Source organism: Pedobacter frigiditerrae (assembly GCF_032678705.1).
Taxonomy (GTDB): Bacteria; Bacteroidota; Bacteroidia; order Sphingobacteriales; family Sphingobacteriaceae; genus Pedobacter; species Pedobacter frigiditerrae_A.
On the sequence record NZ_JAVTSS010000001.1, the window covers coordinates 1,020,330 to 1,045,774 of the forward strand.

Sequence of the window (25,445 nt, forward strand, 5' to 3'; positions counted from 1 at the left end):
GGAGGTTTTAAACCTCCCTTTTTTTATTGCCTTAATTTATAAAAGATGTTAAGGTAAAAATAGGCGCTGTTATTTCTTTTCGTTCTAATAAATAAGCTTTTTTATAATTGTATTCTTCAACTTTAGCTTTATCACCAAGCTCTGTGTATATCTCTATAATAAGATTATAAATTACCAACTCATTTAAAGCAAGTTCATTTCTTTTGTAAATAAGTAAACACTCTTCTGCATACTGTAATGCAAGGTTGTATTCTTTTCTGTTTTTACTTTGCTCTGCTTTAAAGGATAATAATACAGATTGGGCATACAATGTTTGATTAATTCTCCCATCTGCATACAATTTAACGAGTATGTTTTCCATTTGATCGGTCTTTTTACCTGGATTTATCCTTGCACTGGCCTGAGCCATTAAGTTTAAAAGATAGCCTGAAAACAGTTTCCGCGTTTTAAGTAGTTTAGGGAAAGACCTAAAGGTTGCTCTTACAATTTTAGGAACTTCATCTGCAGATCCATAAAATATATTGGTTAAAAGTACATGCAATATATTTATCACCTGTTTAATGTTTGGCAACATATCGGGGTGTACAGGATGTTTTTTAGCCTTGAAACTTTCTATAAAATCAAAAACTTCGCTTTCGTTTACTTGAATGCCTTTTATCTTTAAATAGATTAACCTCAAGACTTCATAAGGATTAAGCTCCCATTGGGTTGCTTCCTTACTTAACTCTTCCATTCTTTCTAAACGATCTAAAATATGAGGAATGTTCAAGCTAAAACAATCAAAAATTAACAATATCGAATGATAAAAGAGTTCATTTTCGTTTGAGTCTACAACTTCTATCAAACAATTGATGGCATCTCTATAACATGAATCAATAAAATCAAAATGAATAAGTTTACTAATCAATAACTGATGAAGCTGTTGTGTTTTGATTTGATTAGCTAGTTCAGGGTCTTGCTTTTGATTGTAACTTAAATTTTCGGCGATGAAATAGATCAAGTAATTTTTTTCGTAATTATTTAGCTTTAAATCCAGCAAAGCTTTAATTTCTTTTAACTTATAAGATTTTACCATTAACCTGGCCGACCATTGTAATAGCTGCGAGCGAACTTGATTCCCTAAATATTCGTCATTTATTAATTCAAAAAATCGACTATCCATTTGGTGGTTAAACAATTCATATAGTTCAATGAACAGAAAATATTCATAAATATGTGGTTGTATAAACCTTACGCTTTCTGGTGAAAAGTTAACATTCATTTGAACCTCTTCCATCAAAATGCCGTCGGCCAGTAGTTCATCATAAGCATTTTGAAATACAGGTATCTGCTTAAATAGATCAACCTTGCTTACAGCATAACCTCTTCTGCCATAATTTGTTAAATGAACTATTTTTTGGCAGAAAAGTGCTTTTTCGGTTGCGTAGGTAGAATTGTAAATCTTTTCCTTTATAAATCGAGCTATAATTTCGTAATGGATAATATTGGTATAAGATTCGAAATTAGGATACTCTTCCCTTAACCTGTAATACCATTGAATTTGGAACGGAAATTTTAAATGAGATTTTAAACTTTCGCTAATCTTCGAAAAATCTATCGGACTTATCTTATTAAAGATTTGTTCAACTTCTATTTCAGTCAGTTGAGGAACGTTACTGTTGTCTACAAGATAGCTTCCAGCAAACCATTTGTTTTTCAAATAAGCAATAGGTTTGAACGTGTCATAAAACTCAATCCATTTGGCAGATCGCATACTTAAAATCAACTTGATACTGTTGTTTTCTCCAATACTAGAAATTAGGTGTATTATATTGTCAAATATCTTAAGTTTAGATGTTTTGTTGATAACCAAATCAGAAAAACCATCTATGATGATATTAAGTTTTATACCAAATTTTTTAAATTGTTCATTAAAAAATGAATTTAAATCAGTTCCAGGAGAAAGACCAATTTTAGCTTTTACCTTATCTTCCAAGCTAATTTCTTGTTGTTCTTTACTAAATAAGGAGTCTGCTGAAAAGAAAACTGTTCTATCTTTTTTATACGGAGCAGTTTCATCAATAAACATTTCTTGAACCAAATGGCTTAATAGTATACTCCTGCCATAACCAGGTTGTGAAATAAAAGCGGTAAAGCTGTATTTGCTTGGTCTAAAGAATATATAATCATGATTAGCAAACTTTCTTGGGATTGTCATTCTATAAGGAACGCTGCAACGATTTCGAATGCTTTGCAGTGTGTGACTTGTAATGGTTTGTGCATTAGCTTTTAACAAACTAAGTTCATCATCTTCGGCTTTTGAATTTTCTAAAAGAGGCGATATGTTTTCTTGATAACCAACATATTCAATAAACGCATTAATTGTAAATTTTGAAAATTGGTGTTTAATCTCAGCAAAACCAAATAGACGTTTTATAGTGGTTTCACTGATGTTCTTTTTTGTTTCTTTTTGTATAGACATTGAGATTAGTCGGCAGTCTGAGGGACTTATGACTTTTATCTCAGTTTTTACTAAAATTAACCGCTTTAATTCTTGTAGAATCAAGGTATCTGGCATAGTACAATAGGATGTTTGGCTTGTATTTTCACTAATATAATTATTTTATACCAAAAAATATGTAATAAAATCGATTGCAATTTCAACCATATATTATAACATATAATGATATAGTAATTTAATGGCTCTTACAACCTGTAGGAGTAAAATTAATTAAGTTTTAATCTTTTTGAGGTATTAGATAGTAGATAATTTGGTTTAAAATAATCGTTTTTGTGCTTTTTTGAAGGTTTTTTTAGTTAGGTAAAGTTTAGTCCTGAAAATGTGCCTGTTCGTCAAGTAAATATACCTGTCTGTATAATGTCTAGTTTTTAATAAATAAGAGTTAACATTTTTAAGCTAATGTTTTAAAAATGAATTATGGAAATAGAAATAGGTAATGTCCTTAAAAAGTTAAGAAAAAAACAAAAAGTGAATCAGGCAGACGTTGCTAAATATTTATTGATAAGCAGACCTACTTATTTGAGGTATGAGAACAATAAGATAGAGATACCTTTATCGAAACTTTTTAAACTAGCAGATTATTATGAAATCAATTTTGTAGAGTTGATGAAATTAATTGAAATAGAAAAAAACCAACAAGAAGATAAATCTGCTGCATTTAAAGGAAATTCATCATCATTATTTGCCACTGCAGTATAGGTTTTGTTAGTTTTCTATACGAAACGGCTTAATTCCTATTCGAACAGGTAGATTTTCTTTACGAGAAACAAATTTTGTTTTGGAGAAATCCTGATATTTGCCCATATTTATTAGAATTAGCAAATAGGGATGTATAGGTGTATAATAATTGATGATGAGCCTCAGGCAATAGAAGGATTAAAAGGTTACATATCGTCAGTTGGAGAACTTTCTATTGTAAATACTTACACAGATCCATTGATTGCATTAAAGGAGATTGTGAAGAATGAGCCTGTAGATTTAATATTTTTAGATGTCGATATGCCAAAAATTAACGGTATAGAATTAGCTAAGGAAATAAGAAATAAGACAACCAAGCTTGTATTTACGACAGCACATACCAAATATGCTTATGAAGCATTTGAGTCTAACGCTGACGCTTATCTTTTAAAACCCTATTCTTTGGGTAAATTTATCATCACCATTAATAAATTATTTACTCAAGAATTAGCCCTAACTGAGCAAAAAGTTGATGTAGCAGTAAAAAAAGACTTTTTTTTTGTGAAAAGCAGAGAGGACGATTTAAAAATCTTGAAAATTAAGTATGCAGATATAGTAGCAGTAGAAAGTAAACAGAATTACATAATGATTTACACGCTTTCTAAAAAGATACTAACTTACATGTCATTAATCGAGATTGCTAAAATTTTAAATTTAATGCCTGGTTTTATGCAATTGCATAGAAGTTTTATCATCAGTTTAGATCAAATTGAAACTATTGATGGTAGTTTGGTTAAAATGACAAATGGTATTAGGATATCTGTAGGTGATAATTACCGTAAAGAATTTAACTCCTTTGTAGCTGATAGATTAATAAAAACGGGAAAACAAGCGTAATCCCGTTTTATCTTCAATTATTTAAAAAAACCTGTAGATGTTAAGGTTGTTTTTGCAGTTCCCGTAGTATCATCATTTGGTGAAATACGTTTAGCATTTTTAATTGATTTGTAAATAAACAATGTGCTTTGGTAAACTTTTAAAGCCGGTCTTTTCATAATTTTTTAGTTTTTATGAAAATTAGGTTGTGATACCTAGCGCTTAAAATATATTATATAGAAGGGGTAGTTTTCTATTCGAAAAAGGTTTTATGACAAAAAATATTTCTTTATGGTACCGTAAGTTTAAGATTCATATTTTAATATGGTCATTATATATGGTCATTGAGGCATTATCAATTGGCATAATTTATAGTATATTTCACAATGCTATAATTTACATCTCACATTATTTAATTGTAGTAATCTTCTTTTATATACATGCTGATATTTGCTTGCCTTGGGTTATAAAGCAGGGCAAGCAAATTTGGTTTACATTGTTGGTATTAGCTTTAGAATTGCCAATTTATGTAATGATTCAGTACCTTGTGTCTTATGTTTTAGAAATTAATGGTTTTAAAACGGGAATAGAATTGAAGCTAGATGTTAATTTTGTTTCAAGGAATTTATATCGTGGGCTACTGTTTTTATGTTTTTCAACCGGTTATTACTACTTAAAAACCTATTTAAAAGAACGCAAAAGAACAGCAGATTTAGAAAAAGAAAAATTAGAAAAAATTATCCAACAACAAAAAATAGAGCAAGAATTGGTTATTGCCAAAAACGCCTTTTTAAAAGCACAAATTAATCCTCATTTTTTATTCAATACATTAGATTTTATTTATCATAGTGTAAATAAACATTCTGAAACTGCTGGAGAGGCTGTCATCAGATTGGCTCAAATGATGCGTTTTGCTATAGATTCAGATGAGATGGAACAAACCATTTATTTAACTGATGAAATAGAACAAGTAGAAAATCTTTTGTATCTCTATCAAATTCGTAAAAACAGTGAGCTAAACCTCCATTTTGCCTATTCTGAAGAAGTTAAACGGCTCCGCTTAATTCCTTTAGTTGTGCTTACCCTAGTAGAGAACATTTTTAAGCACGGCGATATAAGCAATGCTGAAGATATTGCCTTTGTAAATTTAGAAATCAAAAATGATTTATTGATCATCCAAACAGTTAACCTCATTAACCATAACACCATAAAAGACAGCAATAATTCTGGTTTAAATAACACTCAAAAAAGATTAAGCTATGCTTATGGAGATGAAATTATATTTAAACATGAAGTAATCAACAAGCATTTTAAAGTAGATATTAAAATTCCAATTAGGCTTTTAAAATAGCTTGTTTAGTTTGCAATATCCTCATCAGGTAATGATAAATGAGGGTTTCATAAATCCTTTGGTCGATAATAAATAACCGATTTATATGCATGTGAATCAAATCTGCTAACATATTTTCCTTAGCCCTGTCATTTTCGCAATTACTTATAATTTTCTTAAAGAGTTTTTCTTGTTGTTTGAGCAAGCCAACTGGTAGGTGAATGTATGATTTTTTTAAATCACCTTTAAATTGATTGAATACTGTATTTATCTTTTTAAAACTTTCTGAATTTAAATCCATTTCAATTGCAAAGCTTTTAGCTAAATTTTTAACGAATAAAATTTGCTCCCCAATATCATTAAAGGAATAAGCAATAAAAGGCAGCAAAATATTGATAGAACTGGCAATCAATTGTTCATCTGCTCGTGCATATTTAATTAAATAAAGAATACATTTACTATCTACATTAAAAAACTGCTCTACCAAAGTCATTCGTTCTATGCCATAACGCTGTGTTTCTTTATTATAAGTTTTTATCTTAAAATCAATAATAAAACCTTCCTTTAGTTCTGGTTGTACCAATTTTTGCATGGCTGATAATAATTTAAAGCCAGTATTTATGTTTTTTAAATGTAAACGTAAACGGATGTGAGGTTCTGGATCAGTATAACGAATAAAGAACCATTTTTTTAATAGTGTTTTATTACTTTTAATGAATAAACCAAGCAAGAGGTAATTGCTTTTGTTTGGATGACAATAAATCTCAAAATACAACCATTCAGAGCCTGGTAAATAAACTTCGCTAACCTGACTTAATTGAACAGGAGTAGGCTCATAAATACGTTCTTTATGATGGTAATTAACAATGTACTGAGGGTGATAAGCATTCCCCTGCTGATCTCCTATGAAATCACTTTCATCTATTAAAGCTTCTGTAATATAGATCTCTGCTTTCTGTTGTTTGCAATAGCTTAAAAGTGCTTCTAAATCTTCCTCGCTTCTAGGATTAAAGGCTAATGATTGATCAGCATGACCTACAGTAAAAATCGAAGTAATCTGTTTCATTATTAACCAGTTTTTTATAGCTGAAATATCAGTTGTTATATCTGAAGGAATAAGCCACATAGCTGGTGAAATAATAATTTCATTAAAACTTACCCTTTGATAATGCTCAAGTCCAGGAAAAAAATCTCGTAGTTTAAAACTAAGGTTAGTTAATATCCCTTGCGATTGTATGTCGCATAAAAAGCGGTAAACAGCCAAGTCTGAACGGGTATAATTATAAGCTGAAGCAATTCTAGGTATCAATCTTTTGCCTAATTTCTTTGATTTCAAAACAACTTCTTGTTGTTCGATAGTTACAAGTAAATCATTAAGATCTAAAGGATTATCACTTTCAGACCACGTTAAAATGGGTAATTCATAAGGGTACAATTGTTTTCTCCTGTTTACATTGTCTACTTTTTTTTCTGCCTGATAAGCAATATCAAAAAAGAGTACGTTAGCATTTGCATTAATTTCTAAGTTAGCAATTTCTCTTCCGTAATTTTCTATGTCCTCATTGCACAAGGTAAAACGCCCCAATAATGAATTTGCTGTACATCCACCGGTGTGAGCTAAAACTGGCTTGCCCTTATACAAATGAAATATCAAGCTAAAGGTATTTGGTAAAATTGCCGTTTCTTTAGATTCTGATTCAAATTCTGCCAGATCAATTTTTTTATTTGCTATTAGTTTCTTTAATAAAAATTGTTGAACCTTACCATAGGCTAAGTTTTCATGGCCAGTAAGGTTTCTAGCAGCCTTAATGTCGGCTATTAATGTATTGCTATTATTTATATGAGCCAAGTTACCGTATCCAATGCCAATTTCGGGATCCATAACTACAGCTAAGCTCACCTCTTGGTTTTCAAATCTCTTATTAAAAGAATCTTTGAACTTGGTTAGGTCAGGGTTTTGATGAGCCTTAAAGTTTTTAACAAAAAAATCAATCATTTCTGGTAAATGTTTCAGTTGCTTGCCATCAAAATTGCCTCCTTTCAATGGTCTTTCGGCAATAATATAATTGCTTGGTTTAATAGGGCATGGAATGTGAATTTTTGAGAAATAATCCTCGCCAGTAATGTTGGCTTGTAAATCTGTATGTAATAATTGTAACTCTATCAGTTGTTGCAATAAATCCATCGTGTTTTCTCTGTCCATGTTGAAACCATGTTGCATTAACTCGTAAAGTTCATCTGGCCTAGTTTTACATTTACAACTTAATAAGATGGTATTCAATTCTGGTAAAGCGTATACAGTAGCTAATTCAAAAGAGCCATTTGAACTTTTGATGTATCTAATCTCTTCTGCTACAAAATAAATAGATGAGTTAGTTAATAGTTTATTAACATTTTGGAGAGAATTAGACTGATACTTCTCCTTTTGTCCCCAATCTATCCAGTGATGGGTTTTTATTTTATTATCCAAAAGAGGAAGTTCTTGAGCGTAAAATGAAAGTGGAACCATAGATAACGAAGCAAATGAACCAAAAGGCGTAGAACGATATTTTGCTCGGTTAAAATATTTCCAAATGGTAAACCTGGCTTTATTGTCGAGTTGAGCTATATCAGCTGCCTTAACAACTTTAATAAGTTCATAAAAATCTGGTGATGATTCTTCAATTTTACACTTTAATTCTTCCCAAACTTCGGCTAATGTTTGGTTAATGTCAAATGCAGGAGTGCGACAAATAATTTTGCAAAAAGGGGTGATTTTCATATTCTATTTTAATGGATGTAATCCTATAAAATTAGAACAATGATTTATCGATTCTGATGATAGTAATATTTATGATAACGAAAGGCGTATAGAAAAAAAGCTTCCCTATAGAGAAGCTTTTTTTCTTACGGTGCCTTAGCTAAAATGGCTTTTTGTTTATCTGCTTGATAAATTTTCTTGTTAAATTCTACAAACTCATTGTATTTTTCTGGTGGAAACTTTTTAGCCGTCATCATTTGTGTTCTGGCATAAGTAATCACGTTGTCTTTAGCTATAAACTTAGCACTATAAGAACCAAATTCTGAGGTGATATTAATGTCTTTAGGTAAAAATTCAATCGCATATCCTTTGGGTAGGTTGTACGTAATTTCATCATCATCTTGATAACTAAAACTAACTGCAAAATGTGTTTTTCTGTTCTCTATCTTGGCAGGAACGCTCTCTTTCCTATTCATTAAATTAATGGTTAAGAATATTTTATCAGCACCTTTCGTTAGTAATTGGGTAGATTTAAAACTAATATCCTCAGTCATAACAGGTTTGGCCTTATCGGCTTGCTCAAATTTAAATGCAATTAATTCTGCACCAGGAATACCATTGTTTTCATTAATTATTTTGCGTTGTTCTACTGGCTCAGCTAATAGTATGCCCATGTTATCTTCGAATTGAGCGTTACCATAACTAGAGTTAATGGCAATTTCTGCCAGCCCATCTTCTTTAAAAATAACTTTCGTCTTTCTGTTTTGATAATTGTCTTTAGCAAGGTAAGCAGGGGTGTGAACTATCTTTCCACCATCTTCGGTAATCATTAAAACGTTTCTGTCTGCATTATCGTAACCAATAAACCCCATTGGAGAATGCTGACTTGTACATTCTAAAAAAGTGGTATCTTTTTCTAACGGAACACATAAAATCATATGGTTAGCCTGTCCCATGCTCGAATATTTTGGGTTCATGCTAGGCATCCCATTTCCAATTACAATTAAATTAGATTTGATGCCAGCCTCAAAAAGTAATGCTTTCATATAGTTAGACAACGCTTTACAATCACCATAGTTAACTTGGGCAACTTTTTCAGCCAATATAGGCTTAAAGCCCCCAATCCCTAGCTGTACGCTTACATACCTTGTGTTTTGCTGTAAATGGTTATAAAGAATTTTTATCTTTTCTTTTGGTGTTTTCGCATCCTTAATTAAACTTTGAACTTTATCTTTTGTAGTGATAGGTAAAACATTCCCATTTTCATTCAACTTATAAATCCAAGCACCAAAGTTTTTCCAGCTATCGAAATTTCCAGTGGTATTGTCATACTCAAATTGAGTGGGCGATACTTTTACCCAGTCAGTAGCATTCTCTAAGCCAACACTGTAAGGTTCTTTCTCTATCACAGGAAGGTTAATGCATGACCACTTATATTGCATTTTATCGCCAATCTTAACCGAATCTGTTTTAGTGTTGTTACTTGCTAGATATTTAATATTTAAGCCAGCATTTTTCCGAAAAGTATAACTAGATTTTTCTGTGGCAATGTTATAACCTTTTAGTGCATACCAAGAAGGAAAAGATAAAATGCCCTTGTAATCTTTACTATAACTGTATTCTATGGTGTATGGATAAGTAATGTTGTAAAATTTGAGAAATTTAAGCCTATTGTCTTCAAACATAGAATAATCTGAGATTAAGCTTTGGTCTTTTATATCTGAAGATTTATAATCTTTTATTTTCTTTCCGTTTGCATCATAAATTGTTGCTTTGATGTTATAAATGCTTGAAAATTTATCGTAATCTTCATTCATTTCTGCTAAATCGTCTCCTGCTTTATTTAAAATAGTTACGGCAATTTTATAATCTTGTTGACCAGTGCTGGCACTTTTAAAATCAAAGAACATTTCTTCGTTTCTAATTACTGCAATTGCATTTTTTGTAAGTGCTTCTGGAATTTTACTTACATCATAATTAGATTGTGAATTTGCATTGAACCATAAACAAGTAAAAAATAGGGCAATAGTTAGTTTTTTCATTCCGCTTTCTTTTTAAATACTATTTGCTCAGCTTGTTTTTCTACAATTGCCTTAAATAATTCCTTCAAATCAAAATATTCTTCGGGCGTGTAAAAAGACTTATTTATATCTATTATACTTTTAACCATTAATGATTTCCCTTCACTTAAGAAAGTTATGCTAAAAGTTCCCTTGTTATCTGGGATTTTGAAAGTGGTGCTTTTTGGTAATTTCTCAACCTCGTAATCTTCTGGAAAGCTAACGGTAATTCTATAGTTTTCTTTAATAGGATAAGCAAAATCTACCGGAAATAATCTTTCATCGTGTTTAAATGGGTTTTCTTTGGTTCTCTCAAATAACAGCGGAGTAAAGTAAACCAAATTACCAGCTTCCTCCACATTATCTTCAATGGTAACATTCATTGATTCCGATAAAAGTTCATCAAGCGCATCAAGATTGGTTATTTTGTAGTCTGAAAGTTCTAAACCAGTTTTATCTTTCTTAAATGTTTTTAGAAACTCAGTCTCGTTATTGGTCGTCCTGTATTTATCTCTCAAATTTAAAGCTGCATATCCTTTAGCATATTGACTAATTGTGCCTTTAAGTTTATTTTCCTTATCTAACACCAAATTGTAGTTAACTATTTTTTCATTTGCAAACGTAGGCTCCATCATGATCCACCTGCCATCTACATTTTTTAAATCAATGGATAAACCCTCATGGTTTAAATTATCATAAGAAATCATTCCAATAGGTAAATCTTTATCGGTGGCGTCTAATAATATATTTTGGTTTTTGATAACCAAATGAGCAAGTACATTATTAAATTTGGTAATCATTGGATAACCTGGATGCATGCCATTATCTCTTGTACTTAGTAAAAGTGGACGCACATTTATTTTTGCCTCCTTTAATAAATTGATAAGGATTAGGTTGATGTCGGCCGAGCTGCCAGATTTTTTATCGAAAACAGCTTTGGGATTTAAACTACTTGCATACTTGCCACGTTCCTCATTCCATTTGATGTTGTTTTTCACATAATCAAAAATCAATTTTGTTATGGCTAAGGTGTCAGTTTCCCCTTTTAACAAATTGGGCAACAAAGATTTAGTATAGGAGTTTCTATTGATAAACAAGCCAAAGTTTTCATCGTCTGCAAGTTCCTTAATAATCTTTGGCCATGAGCCATTGTAATCATAAATCCTTTCTCCAGGAAACTGTGTAGATCGAAGTTCAAACTCTATGTTAGGGATGTAATCTTCTACGGTAGTGATAAAAGACTCATTTTTAAAGGCAGGTACGTTTTCCAATACATACTGGTCGTAGGTTGCGGTAGATGTTACTCCGGTAATGTAACTAGCATTAATATCTTCATGCTTAGTCCTGTTAATGGCTAAATAACCGCCCGTGTTTGTTTTATAGCTAAAATATTCTGGTATTTTAACATTATACTCGCTATAAAGTGTTGGTATATCACTTTGAAAACTCCAACCCCTTAAATTACGAATGAAATCTGATTTGATAGTGTATTTAAATTCTATAATAGAACCTTCTTTAACATTTGGTAATGCAAATTTTTTGTAAGTGAAATTTTTATTAAATTCTTCTGTAAACTTGGCATCTTTCGTAATTTTACTCACCACCATTTTGCCATCAACCATGTTATAAGTTGAGGCCTCCATGTTATTAAGGTCTTCTTTACTACTGTTATCAGATCTATATAGTCCTATTTTATAATTCGCTAGGTCATAACCACTTTTTGTTAAGATTTTATAACGAATGTGCCTTTCAAAAACGTAGACAAAACCATTAGTTTGGTTGTATTCAAAACGACAATTTCCTACGTCAAATAATTTAATGGCAGCAGCGGCAGAATCTTTACCTGTTGCCTTAGTTTGAAATTCTTCTGGAGCTATTTTACCGAACTTAAATTCTTTTTTTTGAGCGTAACTGGTCAGCTGGGAAATTATAATTCCCACGAATAGAAAGAGCGTTTTAATTTTCATGTTTTTTTTATCTATTGCAATAATAAAAACATTTTAATGGCTTTTTTAATAACGAAGAAAATATTTTAAATAAAAGTTTATGATGTAAAAAGTATGAACATTTTTATGCCAAATTAGACGAAATTTTAATTATTAATGCTTTTTAATAGGGTTACTTTCCCATCCATAGTGCTTACCAGTACAGTTTTTCCATCGATTACATTAACTGTGTTAACCATAGAATTATCTATTTTATGAGCCCACAAATTTTGCTTTGTTTTAGGGTCAAAAACATAAACTACACCATTCCTTGTCCCAAAAAACACCTTTCCGTCCATCTCTATTAATTGCGATGGTGCATGCTCATATCCAAAGCCAACATTAAATTTCCAAGCTACACCTGGGTCTGCATTTTGAGTAGTATAACCTACTATTTCATCTTGCATTGTTTTACCATAAACGGTTGTGCTATCAGCAGATAATCCAATAGATTCGCGTACGCCTGCCGCCTTATTTCTCCATAAAGTTTGTCCATTATTTACATCGATAGCAGTTAAAAAACGATCTGGTGCGGCAATGTAAACAACTCCATTTGTAGCAACAGGGGTAACCATTGCTGGCGAGAACATCCGGTTCATATTTCCGTTGTTCCATTTCCAAGCAAGGCTTCCAGTTTTTAAGTCTAAAGCATATAAATGCCTGCCCCATGATCCAAAAATAACTTTTCCTCTGTAAATTAACGGTTTGCCAACAACCGCACCTTCAATGCCTTCATGTTTCCAAATTACTTTTCCGGTTTTAATATCCAATGCTCTAAAATTATGGTCACTTCCACCAATAAAAACGGTTTTACCATCAATTACGGGAGAGCCCAAAACAGAATGTTCAGTTGTTACTTTCCAAACTAATTTGCCATTGGCGATGTTTAACGCATAAATGTTTCCATCTCCAGAACCTAAAATAACAACTTGTTTAGTTGCCACGGGCGATGAATAAATAGCTCCTTTAGTTTGATAACTCCACAGTCTTTTACCTGTTGATTTATTCAATGCTTCAATTAATCCTAAACTATTTCCGAAAACAACAACGTTATCGCTGTAGGCTGGTGTGTTTACTACGTTTGCGTTAGAATGATAAGTCCACAACTCTTTTACAGCTGCATATTTTTTATTGACATCGTAATTAGGTCTGTCGTATGCTTTTAAAGACTGATGAACAAAAGTTTTTAGCGGGATTTTTCGCCAAGATGGCAATAACGTCTGCATAGGCTTTTTAAGTGAAAAATAAACCGTGTCTTTAGTCATATTAACCACGTTATAGCCACCAATGCTATCTTTTGCTCTTAAATTAGAGCGACCCATTGTAGCAGGAATTCCTTCGAAATTATACTGATGATTGTTATGTCCATGTCCGCAAATGATGTATTGAATGTTTTTTGCTTTTAACCTGTCTGTAACTTCATACCAATTGTCTAAACTGTTGTCAATAGGGTAGTGGTTGGCAAAAATAACAGGCATTTCCTTTGGTGTTTTCTTTAAAACATCGGTTAACCAAACTGTAGCATCTCTTGGTATATGACCATCAGACATGCGTACATAAGGTCCAGATGCACAGCCAATAAAACGATAACCTTTATAATCAAAAGTGAATTTATCGTAACCAAATTCCTTAATAAAACTAACACCTCCGGATTCAGACCAACCTGTATCATGATTACCAGGCATGATATAATATGGTTTTTTCAATCCCGATAGGATTTCCCGAGCAAGTTTTAACTCCTCATTTGTACCCATTTCGGTAATGTCGCCGGTTATGATGGTAAATTCCAATTCAGGCTGACTGTTAATATCAGCCACAGTTCTTCTTAAATCTTCATCCGCATTTGCGCTACCAATATGAGTATCGCTTACAAAGGCATACTTAAAGCTTTGGGCAAAAGCAGCAGTACTAAAAAATAGAAAAGCGATAACAATTATCTTTTTCATTTCAAAAAGGTTAAAACAATGGTTTTTAGCTATTTATCTGTATTGGCAAAGGTAAGCTGCCTGTATTTCGGTCTTTACCTTAAAAGAAGAGTTTGCTGGTACTTCAAAATTACTTCCTGTATTAAAAACTTTCCATTCTTGGTTATCTGGAAGCAATGCTGATAATGAACCCTCAATAATGTGCATGATTTCTTTTTGAGCGGTTCCAAATTCATACTCACCAGGATTAATTATCCCTATTGTAGATTTTCCTTCCGCAGTAGCGTAACCTAAAGACTTTACATTGCCATCAAAATATTGGTTTTCTTGTATCATATTATTAATTGATTTAATGAGCACAATATAAATATTTGTCAGCAAAGCTTAATATTTAAGCATCTTTAACAATACCTTTTTATTTGCGTTGTTTTTTTGTATCTTTGCCCTGCAAATAAGAACTCCTAATTTATTTGCTATGCAACTCGATCCCAACAAATTTATTGCAACAGGTTTAACGTACGATGACGTATTGTTAGTGCCCGCATATTCAGAGATTTTGCCCCGTGATGTTAATACAGCAACATTTTTAACAAAAAAAATTAAGCTTAACGTTCCATTAATTTCTGCTGCCATGGACACGGTAACTGAAGCAGAATTAGCTATTGCCATTGCTCAAAATGGAGGCATCGGAATGCTTCACAAGAATATGACGATTGACAGACAAGCTGAAGAGGTACGTAAAGTGAAACGTTCGGAAAGTGGAATGATCCAAGATCCAGTTACGCTTTTAGAAACGTCTGTAGTTGCAGATGCTTTTAAGATCATGAAAGAGCATAAAATTGGAGGTATTCCTGTTGTTAGTGCCGATAATAAATTGGTAGGTATCATTACTAATCGCGATTTGCGTTTCCAAAAAGACATGGCAAGACCGATTGCTGAAGTAATGACAAAAGACAACTTAATTACTGCTCCAGAAGGTACAAACTTAGTTCAAGCAGAAGAAATTCTTCAAAATTATAAAATTGAAAAGTTGCCTGTAGTTAATGCAGAAGGTTATTTGTGTGGGCTAATCACTTTCAAGGATATTTCTAAAGTTAAAAATTACCCAGTTGCTTGTAAGGATGAAAGAGGAAGGTTACGTGTGGGTGCGGCAGTAGGAGTAACCGCAGATACCTTGCAAAGAGTAGATGCACTTGTTAAAGCTGGTGTAGATGTAATTACAATTGACACCGCTCACGGTCACTCAAAGGGAGTGGTTGATAAATTAAAGGAAGTAAAAGCAAAATATCCAGATTTACAGGTTATCGTGGGTAATATCGCCACTGGTGCCGCTGCTAAATTTTTGGCCGATGCTGGTGCCGATGCGGTTAAAGTAGGTATTGGACCAGGTTCTATTTGTACCACGAGAATCATCGCTGGTGTTGGTGTACCTCAATTATATGCAGTTTTCGAATGTGCTAAAGCACTAAAAGGTACTGGAGTTCCTGTTATTGCCGATGGTGGAATTAAACACACAGGAGATATCGCTAAAGCAATTGCATCTGGAGCAAGCACCGTTATGGCTGGTTCTTTATTCGCAGGAGTAGAAGAATCTCCAGGTGAAACCATCATCTATGAAGGTCGTAAATTTAAATCTTATCGCGGAATGGGCTCTATCGAAGCTATGGAGCAAGGTTCAAAAGACCGTTATTTCCAAGATGTAGAAGACGATATTAAAAAATTAGTGCCAGAAGGTATTGTTGGTCGTGTGCCATTTAAAGGTACTTTGGCCGAGGTGATGTACCAATACATTGGCGGTTTACGTGCAAGTATGGGTTACTGTGGTGCTGCAACAATTGAGAAGTTACAAGAGGCTCAATTTGTACAAATCACTGCTGCAGGTATGAGAGAAAGTCACCCTCATGACATTACAATCACCAAAGAAGCACCAAACTATACAAGATAAAATTGAAAGCTTAAACCTTCCTTCCGGACAGGCCAGCACCAAAGACTAAAGCGTATGTCGTCATTGCGAGGCACAGCCTGTCCCGACTATTCGGGAAAGAAATCTTAAAGCATTTTATATAGGCTTATAAATAATTTGAAAATCAAATACAGCGGGGCATCGGTTACGATAGCCCCGCTTTTCGTTTCTGCCGAAGAAAAATCGGCATTCACTTCAATCTGGTTTAATTAAACTAAAACAGTGCAAAATACAACAGTTGCTAAGTCTCAAAACCTACATTTCTAAATGCTAACAGGCTAAAATCAGCTGGTTTCTTAATTCTATAGCCATAATTTTCTATAGCATATTAGCTATGTTAATGATAGCGCTTTTATCTTCCTAATAGAGAAAATTGAAATTAAAACCCCAAACCCTAAAATAAAGTAGCTTTCATCAACAGGGCACTCAAGCACATCAGAAGCTAAATAACCACCTGGTGTTCCACTAGTAAACAAACAAGGTGTGGAGGGAGAAATTGCAGGAAAGACGCAACCAGGCGTAGCGACTATTTTCACCATCATACCGCCAGCATCAAAATATTTCCCACCACCATTTTTATTTGTATAAATGGTAAGTCCATCAAGTGTACAACCTACACCTGCTTTAACACTCGAAACTAAAATAGAAAAAACTAAAAAAAGATAAATGAATTTTTTTACGCACATAAAAAATAATTTTTATGGATGCATAAAACAATAGGTAGGATTTAAGCAAAGCTATATTTTCTTATTCAGATTCCCTCAATTTTTGGTAAATAAAAAAGATATTTCTACTTAATTGGGTTTAAATATCCAAAACACCGAAGGTTGCTAGTTCCAAATCCTTAATTCTCTAAACTTCTCAATGTTAAACAGCTACTTTGCTAATTAACATTCCATATTTAATTCCGTCAATCAAAATTTTCAAAATTAATTCCAAATAAAATTTGGTAGTTAAAATTTTTAGAATACATTTGTCGATATATTCTATAGATTTAGTAGACTATAGAAAAATTTAGATTACGTAACCAATAAATTTACAATGAAGCACAAATACTTATCCTTTCTAATCCTCTTTTTGTTAGCCCTTTCCGCAAACTCTGTTTTTGCACAAAGCCCTATTACGGGTATCGTAAAACGTACAGATGGGGCTCCAGTACCACGAGCTACCATTAAAATAAGGGGTACCAATATCTCTGTAAGTGCAGATGATAAAGGTGCTTTTAGCATCAATTCAAAACAAGATGCGCCATTTTATCTTCAAGTGAGCTCAGTAGGCTACAAGCCACAAGATTTTCAAGTTTTAAAACTTCAAGACACTCCTTTAGAGTTAGTTTTAGTAGAAGATGCCTTGTTAGATCAAATTGTTGTAACTTCAAGAAGACGTTCAGAAGTTTTACAAGATGTGCCAATCGCCATTACTGTAATTGGTGGTCAGGCAGCAGAAAACGCAGGCGCTTTTAATGTTAATCGTTTAAAAGAACTAGTTCCATCCGTACAGTTATATGCATCGAATGCTAGAAACACAACACTAAATGTTAGAGGTTTGGGCTCAACTTTTGGTTTAACGAATGATGGTATCGATCCAGGAGTAGGTTTTTATGTTGATGGAGTTTATCAGGCTCGTCCGGCAGCAACTTCTACAGACTTCCTCGATATAGAACAAATAGAAATCTTACGCGGTCCACAAGGCACGTTGTTCGGTAAAAACACTACCGCTGGTGCGTTTAACATCACTACAACAAAACCAACTCAAGTGCCAACAGCAAAAGCAGAGCTAAGCTTTGGTAACTATAACTTTATACAAGCAAAGACATCAATTTCTGGTGGCTTGGCAAAAAATCTTGCTGCAAAACTAGCTATCTCTGGTACACAAAGAGATGGTACAATTTATAATACTAGAGAAGAACGTAAATACAGTGGACAAAACAACATTGGTATTAAAAGTCAATATTATTACACACCATCAGACAAATTACAAATACTGTTAAGTGGAGATGTGAGCATTCAACATCCTGCTGGTTACCCACTTGTAATTGCAGGTGTTACCACAACAGAGAGGAGTGCTTACCGTCAATATGCTAAAATTGTTTCCGATTTAGGTTACAAACAACCTGTTATTGACCCATTTTCAAGAACAATAAATACAAATACACCTTGGAAACAAAACCAATCAATCGGTGGTGCATCATTAAACGTAGATTATAAAATTGGCAATGGAACACTTACTTCTACAAGTGCTTGGAGATTTTGGAACTGGGACCCTACAAACGACCGTGATTTCTCAGAGTTGTCTGCCTTAACCAAATCTCAAGGAAACTCTCGTCATGATCAGTATTCTCAAGAGGTAAGATATGCTGGTCAAATCACCGAGAAGTTGAGTGGTGTGGTTGGTGTGTTCGTTCTTGGTCAGAATTTAAAAGGATTGTCTCAAACAGAAGAAGTTGGTAAAGACCAATGGAGATTTGTTCAAACAGCAGCTACAGGTGCACAAGCTTTATATTCAACCCCTGGTTTATTAGATGGTTTTGGAATTAAAACCAATTCAACAATTAAATCGTTAAGTGCTGCTGTGTTTGCACAAGTTGATTGGGAATTTTTAAATCACTTACATATTTTGCCCGGTTTAAGATACACTTATGATAAAAAAGATGTTGATTATGATAGGGTTACTTACGGGGGTCTACAAACCTCAGATGCTGCATTACTTGCGTTAAAAGCAGCAGTTTATGCTAATCAACAGTTTACCACAAGCACAGATAACAACAACTTGTCTGGTAACATTACGCTATCTTACCGTCCAACCGATAAAGTAAATGCTTATGGTACTTTTTCTACTGCTTATAAACCTGTTGGCGTAAATGTAGGTGGTTTGCCAACAACATCAAACGGACAAGCAGACTTATCATTGGCAATTGTAAAACCAGAATATGTTGAGCATTACGAGTTAGGCTTGAAGACAAAACCAATTAAAGGTTTAATTGTAAATGTAACAGCTTTTAATACAGATATTAAAGATTACCAAACTAACGTTCAATCTCCGCAATTAGGTGTAAATAGAGGTTATTTAGCTAATGCTGAGAAGGTTAAAGTAAGAGGATTAGAGGTAGATGGTAGCTTGCAGTTAGAAAGATTTTTAACTGTTAATGCAGCCTTGGCTTATCTTGATGGTAAATACGTAAAGTTCACTAATGCACCTTTGCCTTTAGAAGAAACTGGGCATACTGAAATCATTAATGGAGTATCTACTCAAGTGGCTTTTAAAGATGCTTCTGGTGGCAGATTGCCAGGTATATCTAAATGGAATGTTTCTGGTGGTGCAGAATTTAGCACTCCAGGTAATTTGGCAACCAAAATTGGAAGGTTTTTTATAGCTGCAGATGCTAGTTACCGTTCAGGTTATTCTTCAAACCCAACTCCATCAAAAGTGTTAAATGTTGATGGCTATGCTTTATTAAATGCTAGGGCAGGATTTAAGTCAGAAAAAATCTCAATATTCGTTTGGAGCAGAAACATTGCCAACAAAAATTATTACGAACAATTACAAGCTGCAGCAGGTAATTCTGGTTTATATGCAGGTGTACTTGGCGATCCAAGAACTTATGGTACAACGTTGAGATATAGTTTCTAGATATAGCCTATAGTTGATGGTTTATAGTCAATGGCTTGGGCGCTTAGGCAACCAACTATTATCTATGGACTATCAACTTTTTTATTTTAAGCTAATTAGCTCAATGAACCAATGATACTATTGAACAAATGAACTAAATCATTACTTTTGGGCTTAATCCAAAATTAATGAAATCACTCTGCGTGTATTGCGGTTCCAATTTTAATGGCGACCCAGTTTTAAGAAAAGCTATAGAAGATTTAGCTGAAACAATGGCATCCCAAAATATCACTTTAGTTTTTGGTGGTGGAAGCGTAGGTGTAATGGGTGTAATTGCAGATGAAATATTAAAACACAACGGAAAAGCAACTGGCATTATTCCTCAGTTTTTAATGGATAAAGAAGTTGGTCATAAAGGTTTAACAGAAATGATTGTTACCGAAAATATGCACCAACGTAAACAAAAAATGGCAGATTTGGCCGATGGCTTTGTGATTTTGCCAGGTGGTTTTGGTACGCTAGAGGAACTGTTTGAGGTTTTAACTTGGCTACAATTAGGTTTACACGGCAAGCCAATAGGTGTGTTAAACGTAAATGGTTTCTACGACCATCTCTTTAAACAAATGGATGTCATGGTAGAACATCGTTTCTTAAAACAAACCAATAGAGATTTAGTCTTTAATGAAACAGATGCGGCTGTGTTGGTTTCAAAAATGCAAAACTTTAAAGCGGCTCCAGATGAGGTATGGTTTAGAGATAGAAATCTTTCTTAGTCTTGAGGCTTCACTCCCAACTCTGAACTCCCAACTATTTATCAAACTTATTTTTAATATACTGAACTAACGAAGGATCTTGCAGGTCTTCCATATCGCTTAATTCATATTCTAAAGCTTTAGTGCTTAATCTAATTTCAATTAGAGAAGTAAACAACGATGCAATAAAGAATAATAAACTAATAGCAAACAATATTTCGCCCATTATTTCTTTTTCTATATAAATAAAAAACATACAAAATATGCAACTTATAAAACTACAAATGCCATAAGTCTGCATATTTTTAATAAGGCGTAACCTATAACGCAGGTTTTTTATTTGGCTATGAATAATCGAGCCATCCTTGCTATCGGCAGCATATTTAGCGTGTAAACTTCTCACTAAACTTGCCAATGATAAAAACCTGTTGGTATAAGCCAACATGATTAAACTTATTGCAGGAAATAATAGTGCGGGAGTATTTATGCTTAAATTCATTTGAGCTCAATTTACCCAAACATATTAAATAATAGGCAAATTTTACTGATAGCTTTATTTTTAATGCTTATTGTTTTTTGAAAAGCAAAAACATAAGTGGTTTTTAAAGTTAGTTGGGCTTTCCATTCCCTGCCTAAGGTGCAGTAGGCAGGTTTAGTAATGTAGGTCTGCGCTTCTGCAACCTAACATAGTAGCAAAAGCCATTGTTCATTAAACCTTATTGCAGCGATATACTTTTGGCTGTTATCCTGAACGTAGAGAAGGATGGCCAAAAGATTAAGCGGAAAGAAGGACTGACTTTAATAATAGTTACTGATTTACCTTTTCAACTCAATTTTATACAAAGTCTGGATTTACCAAAAGTTCACCTACTAGATTTTTCGCTCCCGAAGAAGTCAGTACAGGTGTCCACTGAATGACAAAAAACACTATTTAAGCGCTAATATGGTAAACCGCTGTTTCTTGCAGCCTAGAAGCTACAATGATCTCAGTTCCATTTGCATGCGATTGAAATAAGTTATGCACCAAATCTGGACAATTATTATCCTTACTTAAGTGGGAAAGGAATAAATGACTCATGTGAGCAGGTTTATGTGCTAGGAATAAATCTAAAGCTTGTTTATTTGAGAGGTGACCATTACCACCACGAATGCGGTTCTTGAGAAAATAGGGATAACGTCCTTTTTCTAACATTTCCTCATCGTAATTGGCTTCTAAAAAAGCAGCGTGACAATTCTTAAAGTTATTGATCACATGATCACAATGGCCTCCAATATCTGTAAATACACCTACAGTAACACCATTACAACAAACCGTAAAACTATGAGGTTCTGCGGCATCGTGTTTTTTTGGGAATGCAGTGATGCTTAAGTTGCCAAACTGCACAGGAACGTAAGCCAAAAATGATTGGATCAAATGAGATTGGATTTGTTGTCTTCCACTAAGCAAGGTGCTTTGAGTTATATAAACAGGTATTTGATATTTTTTTGCCAGCACTGGTAATCCACGGATATGGTCGCTGTGCTCATGGGAAATAAATATGGCTTTTACCTTGCTCATAGAGAGCGATAACCTTTGCATCCTTATTTCAGTTTCCTTACAGCTTAAACCAGCATCAACTAATATTGCTTCATCGGTATTGCCAATGTAGAAACAATTGCCGTTACTACCGGTGTTTAAGGAGCTGATGAATAATGCCATAGGAGGCTACAAAGAAAATGAATTTATCAATTCAAATGCAGCATATTTATAAACATTGTGTTGATTGAAACAACTTTAGTAAATTACTGTTTTTACAACATAAATGAATAACCATGGAGGAGAAACACAATAATGCAACAAAGCAGCGTCCGGAAGGAGCGAGGCCGTTAGATGCTGGAATAATTCCGATAAATATTCCTAAATATATTGATCAATTAAAAGGCGAGGATGCCTATCAGAAAAACGGCAAGAATGCCATTACTGTTTTTAAGTCTGATAGCGTAACCATTACCTTGATTGCCATGAAAATTGATTCAGAATTTCATCCTGGAAAAGAAGAAAATGAAGCAACAATGAGTTTACAAGTAATAAAAGGGCAGGTTTTATTTGAAAGTTTGGGCAATAAAGTGGAGCTAAAAGATGGCGAATTGGTTACTTTACATCAGCAACTATCCTTTAAAACGAGTGCAATTTCTGATGCTATTTGTCTACTTACTATGGTTAAATAGCAATTAAAGGCACTTTATAGAAAAAAAAGTAAAAAAAAACCTAATAGCTAACAAATTGCTTTTCAGGGAGTTTTTATGCAAAAAGTGGCTTAGCAATATCGTAAGGCAATATTAATTATTAAACAGATACTTGTTTATTAGGTTTAAATGATATATTTGAAATCAAATTAAAACTAAAAAATGGAAACCGTCATAAGACTGCTTCCAAACCTTAAAAAAAACAAATATAAAAACATGGAAAAATTTTCAAAAGTGAAAGAAGTAATCGCTGCAATTGAAGCAGATGCAGAAAAATTTTATAACGGTGGTAACGCTGCAGCAGGTACAAGAGTACGTAAAGCCATGCAAGACCTTAAAGGTTTAGCTCAAGAAATTCGTACTGAAGTAACTGAGAAAAAAAACTCAGGTAAATAAGCTACAGGCTCTATATTACTAAAAAGACTTTACCAAGGTGAAGTCTTTTTTTTATGCATAAAACTCTTATTTTGTATTTTAAATATGCTAAATATCAGTATATTAGCACTAAAAGAGTGTTAGATTTTATTTTCCCTAAAATGATATCAGTTAAAGTTAGCTACACTGTAAAACCCGAATTTGCTGCGCAAAACAAGCAGAATATCAATGCTTTTTTAACCGATTTTAAGCAGTTAAAGCAACTGAAATTTCTCTACAATGTTTATCTTCAAGATGATGGATTAACCTTTCTGCACATCTCGATGTATGAGAATGAAGAAGTACAGCAAACCATATTATCTACTCCATCATTTTTAGCCTTCCAACAACAACGAGACGAAAGTGGACTGAGCGTAAGTCCATCAGTAGAAAGATTGAGCTTATTTGGTTCTTCTTTAGGTGTTGTGAGTTAGGATGAGTTAATTCATTTTTTTACAGGTTTATAGTAGGGAGTTTCATCTCTTTTTACCTGATTTGTTAAACGCATCTTTTGTTTGGTATCGATATTTATTTTCCAAACATCATAATTGGCCGAGTTACCAGAAGTGTATGCAAGCCATTTGCCATCTTGCGACCAAGCTGGAGAATAATCTTCTAACTTATCATTGGTAATGTTAACAATCCCTGTTCCGTCTATATTCATAATGAAAAGATCAGTATTACCGCTTTCGGATTTTCCATAAAAAGCAATGTTTTTTCCATTGGGAGAGATAGCAGCACCAGAATCATAGCCTTCTTTGTGAGTTAATCTTTTTCTGTTACTTCCATTAGCATTGATTATGAAAAGCTCCCCACTGGCTTTTTTATTATTCACATCGTCTTCAACAAAAAAAGTAAATACAATTTGTTTACCCTCAAGTGTCCATGTAGGGCTTTCACAATAACCCTTATCAAATGTTAATCTTTTAATATTGCTTCCATCAGCATTCATTAAATATAGGTCTGAAGTTTTGTTATCACGATTTGAAGTAAAAACAATGGATCTGCCACTTGGTGAATAAGAAGCGCCTCTTTCATTAGATGGGGCATTAGTAAGGTTGATTAAGTTGGTCCCATCACTATTCATACGCCAGATCTCTTCATTTTCAGTCCTGCTGCTATAGAATAATATATATTTTCCATCAGGCGACCAATTTTGTCCATAATCTGTAGCAGGATTATTGGTTAGGTTTTTAACCCCTGTGCTATCATCATTCATGATATAAACCTCGTAATTTGCATCTCTATTGCTAGTAAACATAATTTGGCTACGAGAGGCCTCATAAGACTTAGTTGTGGTTTTTTTAAATAAGCCACAAGAACTCAAGCAAAAGAAACCAATAAAGAAGAAAATAAGCTGTCTTTTCATAGTGTTTAGTTTGAGTGTTAATTTTTAGATAGCGTACATATTCTATTACGCTGATGAAATTTAACTAAAATTTTTGAATGATCAATTTTCTAATAAAATAGCGGAAACAAAAATTCAATTCTACTATGTAATAGGCAGGAATATCTTTTTTCATTTGTCTACCTCTTCAAAAGTGAGTTTTGGAGGTTTCTAAACGAAAAAAGCCTCACTATTGTGAAGCTTTCTGTGATCCCGCTGGGATTCGAACCCAGGACCACTACATTAAAAGTGTAATGCTCTACCAGCTGAGCTACGGAATCATTCCTTTTGTTTAAGGAGGTGCAAATATAGAGATTAAAATGAATTTGCCCAATTATTTCTGAAAAAAATATAAATACGTTTTTTCTCCATTGTGAACCAACATATTAAAGGATTCCTTGTGCTGTAAAAATGAAATTTGTTTCTTTGCTTATGGTGAAAAATAAACCATTAATAAATCTAAAGACAAGCCATATGCTCATCAGACAAGCTACACTTTTGGATATTGATCCTGTCATGCAATTGGTTAAAGCAGTTGTCCCGTTAATGATTGAGGCTGGTAATTTCCAATGGGATGATACTTATCCAAATCCTGAAGTATTTGAAACAGACATACAATTACAGCAATTATGGCTTGCAGAAATTGATGGAGCTATAGCGGGCATCGCTGCCATTACCACAGACCAAGAAGCAGAATATGCAAAAGTTGGTTGGGATACTAATGAAACTGCCATCGTTATCCATCGCTTAGCTGTACATCCGGCCTATCAAGGCAAAGGTATTGCGGTAGCACTATTAGAAAAAGCTGAACTCATTGCTATCAATAAAAATATCCATATCTTTCGTGTAGATACCAATAGCATGAACAAAGCCACGCAAGCACTATTCCCGAGATTAGGCTATGGATTTGCTGGCGAAATTGATTTAAGTTTTAGACCAAGTTTATTGTTTTACTGTTATGAGAAACGGTTAGCGGTTAGGTAAGCAATGTCATTACTTT

Annotated in this window: 21 protein-coding genes and 1 tRNA gene; 10 read left to right on the forward strand and 12 right to left on the reverse strand. The window is 33.5% G+C overall.

The window, feature by feature from the left end; translation table 11 throughout:
• Positions 1 to 31 precede the first annotated feature (31 nt).
• On the reverse strand, positions 32 to 2,461 hold the full coding sequence (locus R2Q59_RS03980) for a hypothetical protein (protein WP_316783855.1): 2,430 nt from the start codon (positions 2,459 to 2,461) through the stop codon (positions 32 to 34).
• Between the two features lie 456 nt (positions 2,462 to 2,917).
• On the opposite strand from R2Q59_RS03980, the gene R2Q59_RS03985 reads away from it, so the two are divergent.
• A complete protein-coding gene (locus R2Q59_RS03985) occupies positions 2,918 to 3,199 on the forward strand; it encodes a helix-turn-helix transcriptional regulator (RefSeq protein ID WP_316765948.1) in 282 nt (93 codons plus the stop codon).
• Positions 3,200 to 3,328: 129 nt separating this feature from the next.
• A complete protein-coding gene (locus R2Q59_RS03990; protein ID WP_316765950.1) occupies positions 3,329 to 4,075 on the forward strand; it encodes a LytTR family DNA-binding domain-containing protein in 747 nt (248 codons plus the stop codon).
• A gap of 17 nt (positions 4,076 to 4,092) precedes the next feature.
• Here R2Q59_RS03990 and R2Q59_RS03995 read toward each other — a convergent pair whose 3' ends face one another.
• A complete protein-coding gene (locus tag R2Q59_RS03995) occupies positions 4,093 to 4,233 on the reverse strand; it encodes a hypothetical protein (RefSeq protein ID WP_316783857.1) in 141 nt (46 codons plus the stop codon).
• 92 nt (positions 4,234 to 4,325) lie between these two features.
• Here R2Q59_RS03995 and R2Q59_RS04000 point away from each other — a divergent pair, with 92 nt between their 5' ends.
• Positions 4,326 to 5,405, forward strand: coding sequence for a sensor histidine kinase (locus R2Q59_RS04000; RefSeq protein WP_316783859.1), 1,080 nt, complete (start codon positions 4,326 to 4,328; stop codon positions 5,403 to 5,405).
• Here the strand turns inward: R2Q59_RS04000 and R2Q59_RS04005 are convergent.
• From R2Q59_RS04005 to R2Q59_RS04025, 5 genes are all read right to left on the reverse strand, one after another.
• A complete protein-coding gene (locus tag R2Q59_RS04005; protein ID WP_316783861.1) occupies positions 5,389 to 8,145 on the reverse strand; it encodes a thiopeptide-type bacteriocin biosynthesis protein in 2,757 nt (918 codons plus the stop codon). The two genes, R2Q59_RS04000 and R2Q59_RS04005, sit on opposite strands and share 17 nt — an antisense overlap.
• A gap of 125 nt (positions 8,146 to 8,270) precedes the next feature.
• Positions 8,271 to 10,166, reverse strand: coding sequence for a DUF3857 domain-containing protein (locus tag R2Q59_RS04010; RefSeq protein WP_316765961.1), 1,896 nt, complete (start codon positions 10,164 to 10,166; stop codon positions 8,271 to 8,273).
• The gene (locus R2Q59_RS04015) at positions 10,163 to 12,151 is read right to left on the reverse strand and encodes a DUF3858 domain-containing protein (protein WP_316783863.1); all 1,989 of its coding nucleotides are present in this window, start codon (positions 12,149 to 12,151) and stop codon (positions 10,163 to 10,165) included. The genes R2Q59_RS04010 and R2Q59_RS04015 overlap by 4 nt, the downstream gene beginning before the upstream one ends.
• Before the next feature lie 125 nt (positions 12,152 to 12,276).
• Entirely contained in the window at positions 12,277 to 14,115 is a 1,839-nt protein-coding gene (locus tag R2Q59_RS04020; RefSeq protein WP_316783864.1) for a PQQ-binding-like beta-propeller repeat protein, read from the reverse strand.
• Between the two features lie 33 nt (positions 14,116 to 14,148).
• Complete coding sequence (locus R2Q59_RS04025) at positions 14,149 to 14,430, reverse strand: pyrimidine/purine nucleoside phosphorylase (protein ID WP_316783866.1); 282 nt, start codon at positions 14,428 to 14,430, stop codon at positions 14,149 to 14,151.
• A 139-nt stretch (positions 14,431 to 14,569) separates the two neighbouring features.
• Between R2Q59_RS04025 and guaB the strand changes: the two genes are divergently transcribed.
• On the forward strand, positions 14,570 to 16,039 hold the full coding sequence (guaB, locus tag R2Q59_RS04030) for an IMP dehydrogenase (protein ID WP_316765973.1): 1,470 nt from the start codon (positions 14,570 to 14,572) through the stop codon (positions 16,037 to 16,039).
• Positions 16,040 to 16,389: 350 nt separating this feature from the next.
• Here the strand turns inward: guaB and R2Q59_RS04035 are convergent, their stop codons facing one another.
• Positions 16,390 to 16,743: a hypothetical protein gene (locus R2Q59_RS04035; protein WP_316765975.1), complete on the reverse strand. Its 354-nt coding sequence runs from the start codon at positions 16,741 to 16,743 to the stop codon at positions 16,390 to 16,392.
• A gap of 355 nt (positions 16,744 to 17,098) precedes the next feature.
• Between R2Q59_RS04035 and R2Q59_RS04040 the strand changes: the two genes are divergently transcribed.
• Positions 17,099 to 19,687, forward strand: coding sequence for a TonB-dependent receptor (locus R2Q59_RS04040; protein WP_316783869.1), 2,589 nt, complete (start codon positions 17,099 to 17,101; stop codon positions 19,685 to 19,687).
• A 167-nt stretch (positions 19,688 to 19,854) separates the two neighbouring features.
• Positions 19,855 to 20,439 (forward strand): TIGR00730 family Rossman fold protein, encoded by a 585-nt coding sequence (locus tag R2Q59_RS04045; RefSeq protein ID WP_316765979.1) that lies wholly within the window; start codon positions 19,855 to 19,857, stop codon positions 20,437 to 20,439.
• A gap of 34 nt (positions 20,440 to 20,473) precedes the next feature.
• On the opposite strand, the gene R2Q59_RS04050 is transcribed toward R2Q59_RS04045, so the two are convergent.
• Together R2Q59_RS04050 and R2Q59_RS04055 are read right to left on the reverse strand one after the other, a co-directional pair.
• Complete coding sequence (locus R2Q59_RS04050) at positions 20,474 to 20,917, reverse strand: DUF2721 domain-containing protein (protein WP_316765982.1); 444 nt, start codon at positions 20,915 to 20,917, stop codon at positions 20,474 to 20,476.
• Positions 20,918 to 21,349: 432 nt separating this feature from the next.
• A complete protein-coding gene (locus tag R2Q59_RS04055) occupies positions 21,350 to 22,117 on the reverse strand; it encodes an MBL fold metallo-hydrolase (protein ID WP_316765985.1) in 768 nt (255 codons plus the stop codon).
• A gap of 113 nt (positions 22,118 to 22,230) precedes the next feature.
• On the opposite strand from R2Q59_RS04055, the gene R2Q59_RS04060 reads away from it, so the two are divergent.
• The 3 genes from R2Q59_RS04060 (at position 22,231) to R2Q59_RS04070 (ending at position 23,492) form a co-directional block, all read left to right on the forward strand.
• Positions 22,231 to 22,626, forward strand: coding sequence for a hypothetical protein (locus R2Q59_RS04060; RefSeq protein ID WP_316765988.1), 396 nt, complete (start codon positions 22,231 to 22,233; stop codon positions 22,624 to 22,626).
• A gap of 234 nt (positions 22,627 to 22,860) precedes the next feature.
• Positions 22,861 to 23,040, forward strand: coding sequence for a histone H1 (locus R2Q59_RS04065; protein WP_131553776.1), 180 nt, complete (start codon positions 22,861 to 22,863; stop codon positions 23,038 to 23,040).
• Positions 23,041 to 23,093: 53 nt separating this feature from the next.
• Positions 23,094 to 23,492, forward strand: a complete 399-nt coding sequence (locus R2Q59_RS04070) for a hypothetical protein (RefSeq protein WP_316783870.1) — start codon at positions 23,094 to 23,096, stop codon at positions 23,490 to 23,492.
• An 11-nt stretch (positions 23,493 to 23,503) separates the two neighbouring features.
• On the opposite strand, the gene R2Q59_RS04075 is transcribed toward R2Q59_RS04070, so the two are convergent.
• The gene (locus tag R2Q59_RS04075; protein ID WP_316783871.1) at positions 23,504 to 24,427 is read right to left on the reverse strand and encodes a TolB family protein; all 924 of its coding nucleotides are present in this window, start codon (positions 24,425 to 24,427) and stop codon (positions 23,504 to 23,506) included.
• 226 nt (positions 24,428 to 24,653) lie between these two features.
• A tRNA-Lys gene (locus tag R2Q59_RS04080) sits at positions 24,654 to 24,726 on the reverse strand.
• A gap of 193 nt (positions 24,727 to 24,919) precedes the next feature.
• Between R2Q59_RS04080 and R2Q59_RS04085 the strand changes: the two genes are divergently transcribed.
• Positions 24,920 to 25,429, forward strand: a complete 510-nt coding sequence (locus tag R2Q59_RS04085; RefSeq protein ID WP_316783873.1) for a GNAT family N-acetyltransferase — start codon at positions 24,920 to 24,922, stop codon at positions 25,427 to 25,429.
• Positions 25,430 to 25,445 lie beyond the last annotated feature (16 nt).

Excerpts from the sequence above, each read along its gene's own strand:
- R2Q59_RS04010 (WP_316765961.1), bottom strand. The coding sequence starts at position 10,166 with ATGAAAAAACTAACTATTGCCCTATTTTTTACTTGTTTATGGTTCAAT.
- R2Q59_RS03990 (WP_316765950.1), top strand. The coding sequence starts at position 3,329 with ATGTATAGGTGTATAATAATTGATGATGAGCCTCAGGCAATAGAAGGA.
- R2Q59_RS04040 (WP_316783869.1), top strand. The coding sequence starts at position 17,099 with ATGAAGCACAAATACTTATCCTTTCTAATCCTCTTTTTGTTAGCCCTT.
- R2Q59_RS04070 (WP_316783870.1), top strand. The coding sequence starts at position 23,094 with ATGCATAAAACTCTTATTTTGTATTTTAAATATGCTAAATATCAGTAT.
- R2Q59_RS04045 (WP_316765979.1), top strand. The coding sequence starts at position 19,855 with ATGAAATCACTCTGCGTGTATTGCGGTTCCAATTTTAATGGCGACCCA.
- R2Q59_RS03985 (WP_316765948.1), top strand. The coding sequence starts at position 2,918 with ATGGAAATAGAAATAGGTAATGTCCTTAAAAAGTTAAGAAAAAAACAA.
- R2Q59_RS04015 (WP_316783863.1), bottom strand. The coding sequence starts at position 12,151 with ATGAAAATTAAAACGCTCTTTCTATTCGTGGGAATTATAATTTCCCAG.
- R2Q59_RS04050 (WP_316765982.1), bottom strand. The coding sequence starts at position 20,917 with ATGAATTTAAGCATAAATACTCCCGCACTATTATTTCCTGCAATAAGT.
- R2Q59_RS04055 (WP_316765985.1), bottom strand. The coding sequence starts at position 22,117 with ATGGCATTATTCATCAGCTCCTTAAACACCGGTAGTAACGGCAATTGT.
- R2Q59_RS04075 (WP_316783871.1), bottom strand. The coding sequence starts at position 24,427 with ATGAAAAGACAGCTTATTTTCTTCTTTATTGGTTTCTTTTGCTTGAGT.
- R2Q59_RS04005 (WP_316783861.1), bottom strand. The coding sequence starts at position 8,145 with ATGAAAATCACCCCTTTTTGCAAAATTATTTGTCGCACTCCTGCATTT.
- R2Q59_RS04000 (WP_316783859.1), top strand. The coding sequence starts at position 4,326 with ATGACAAAAAATATTTCTTTATGGTACCGTAAGTTTAAGATTCATATT.
- R2Q59_RS04035 (WP_316765975.1), bottom strand. The coding sequence starts at position 16,743 with ATGTGCGTAAAAAAATTCATTTATCTTTTTTTAGTTTTTTCTATTTTA.
- R2Q59_RS03980 (WP_316783855.1), bottom strand. The coding sequence starts at position 2,461 with ATGTCTATACAAAAAGAAACAAAAAAGAACATCAGTGAAACCACTATA.
- R2Q59_RS04065 (WP_131553776.1), top strand. The coding sequence starts at position 22,861 with ATGGAAAAATTTTCAAAAGTGAAAGAAGTAATCGCTGCAATTGAAGCA.
- R2Q59_RS03995 (WP_316783857.1), bottom strand. The coding sequence starts at position 4,233 with ATGAAAAGACCGGCTTTAAAAGTTTACCAAAGCACATTGTTTATTTAC.
- R2Q59_RS04025 (WP_316783866.1), bottom strand. The coding sequence starts at position 14,430 with ATGATACAAGAAAACCAATATTTTGATGGCAATGTAAAGTCTTTAGGT.
- guaB (WP_316765973.1), top strand. The coding sequence starts at position 14,570 with ATGCAACTCGATCCCAACAAATTTATTGCAACAGGTTTAACGTACGAT.
- R2Q59_RS04060 (WP_316765988.1), top strand. The coding sequence starts at position 22,231 with ATGGAGGAGAAACACAATAATGCAACAAAGCAGCGTCCGGAAGGAGCG.
- R2Q59_RS04020 (WP_316783864.1), bottom strand. The coding sequence starts at position 14,115 with ATGAAAAAGATAATTGTTATCGCTTTTCTATTTTTTAGTACTGCTGCT.
- R2Q59_RS04085 (WP_316783873.1), top strand. The coding sequence starts at position 24,920 with ATGCTCATCAGACAAGCTACACTTTTGGATATTGATCCTGTCATGCAA.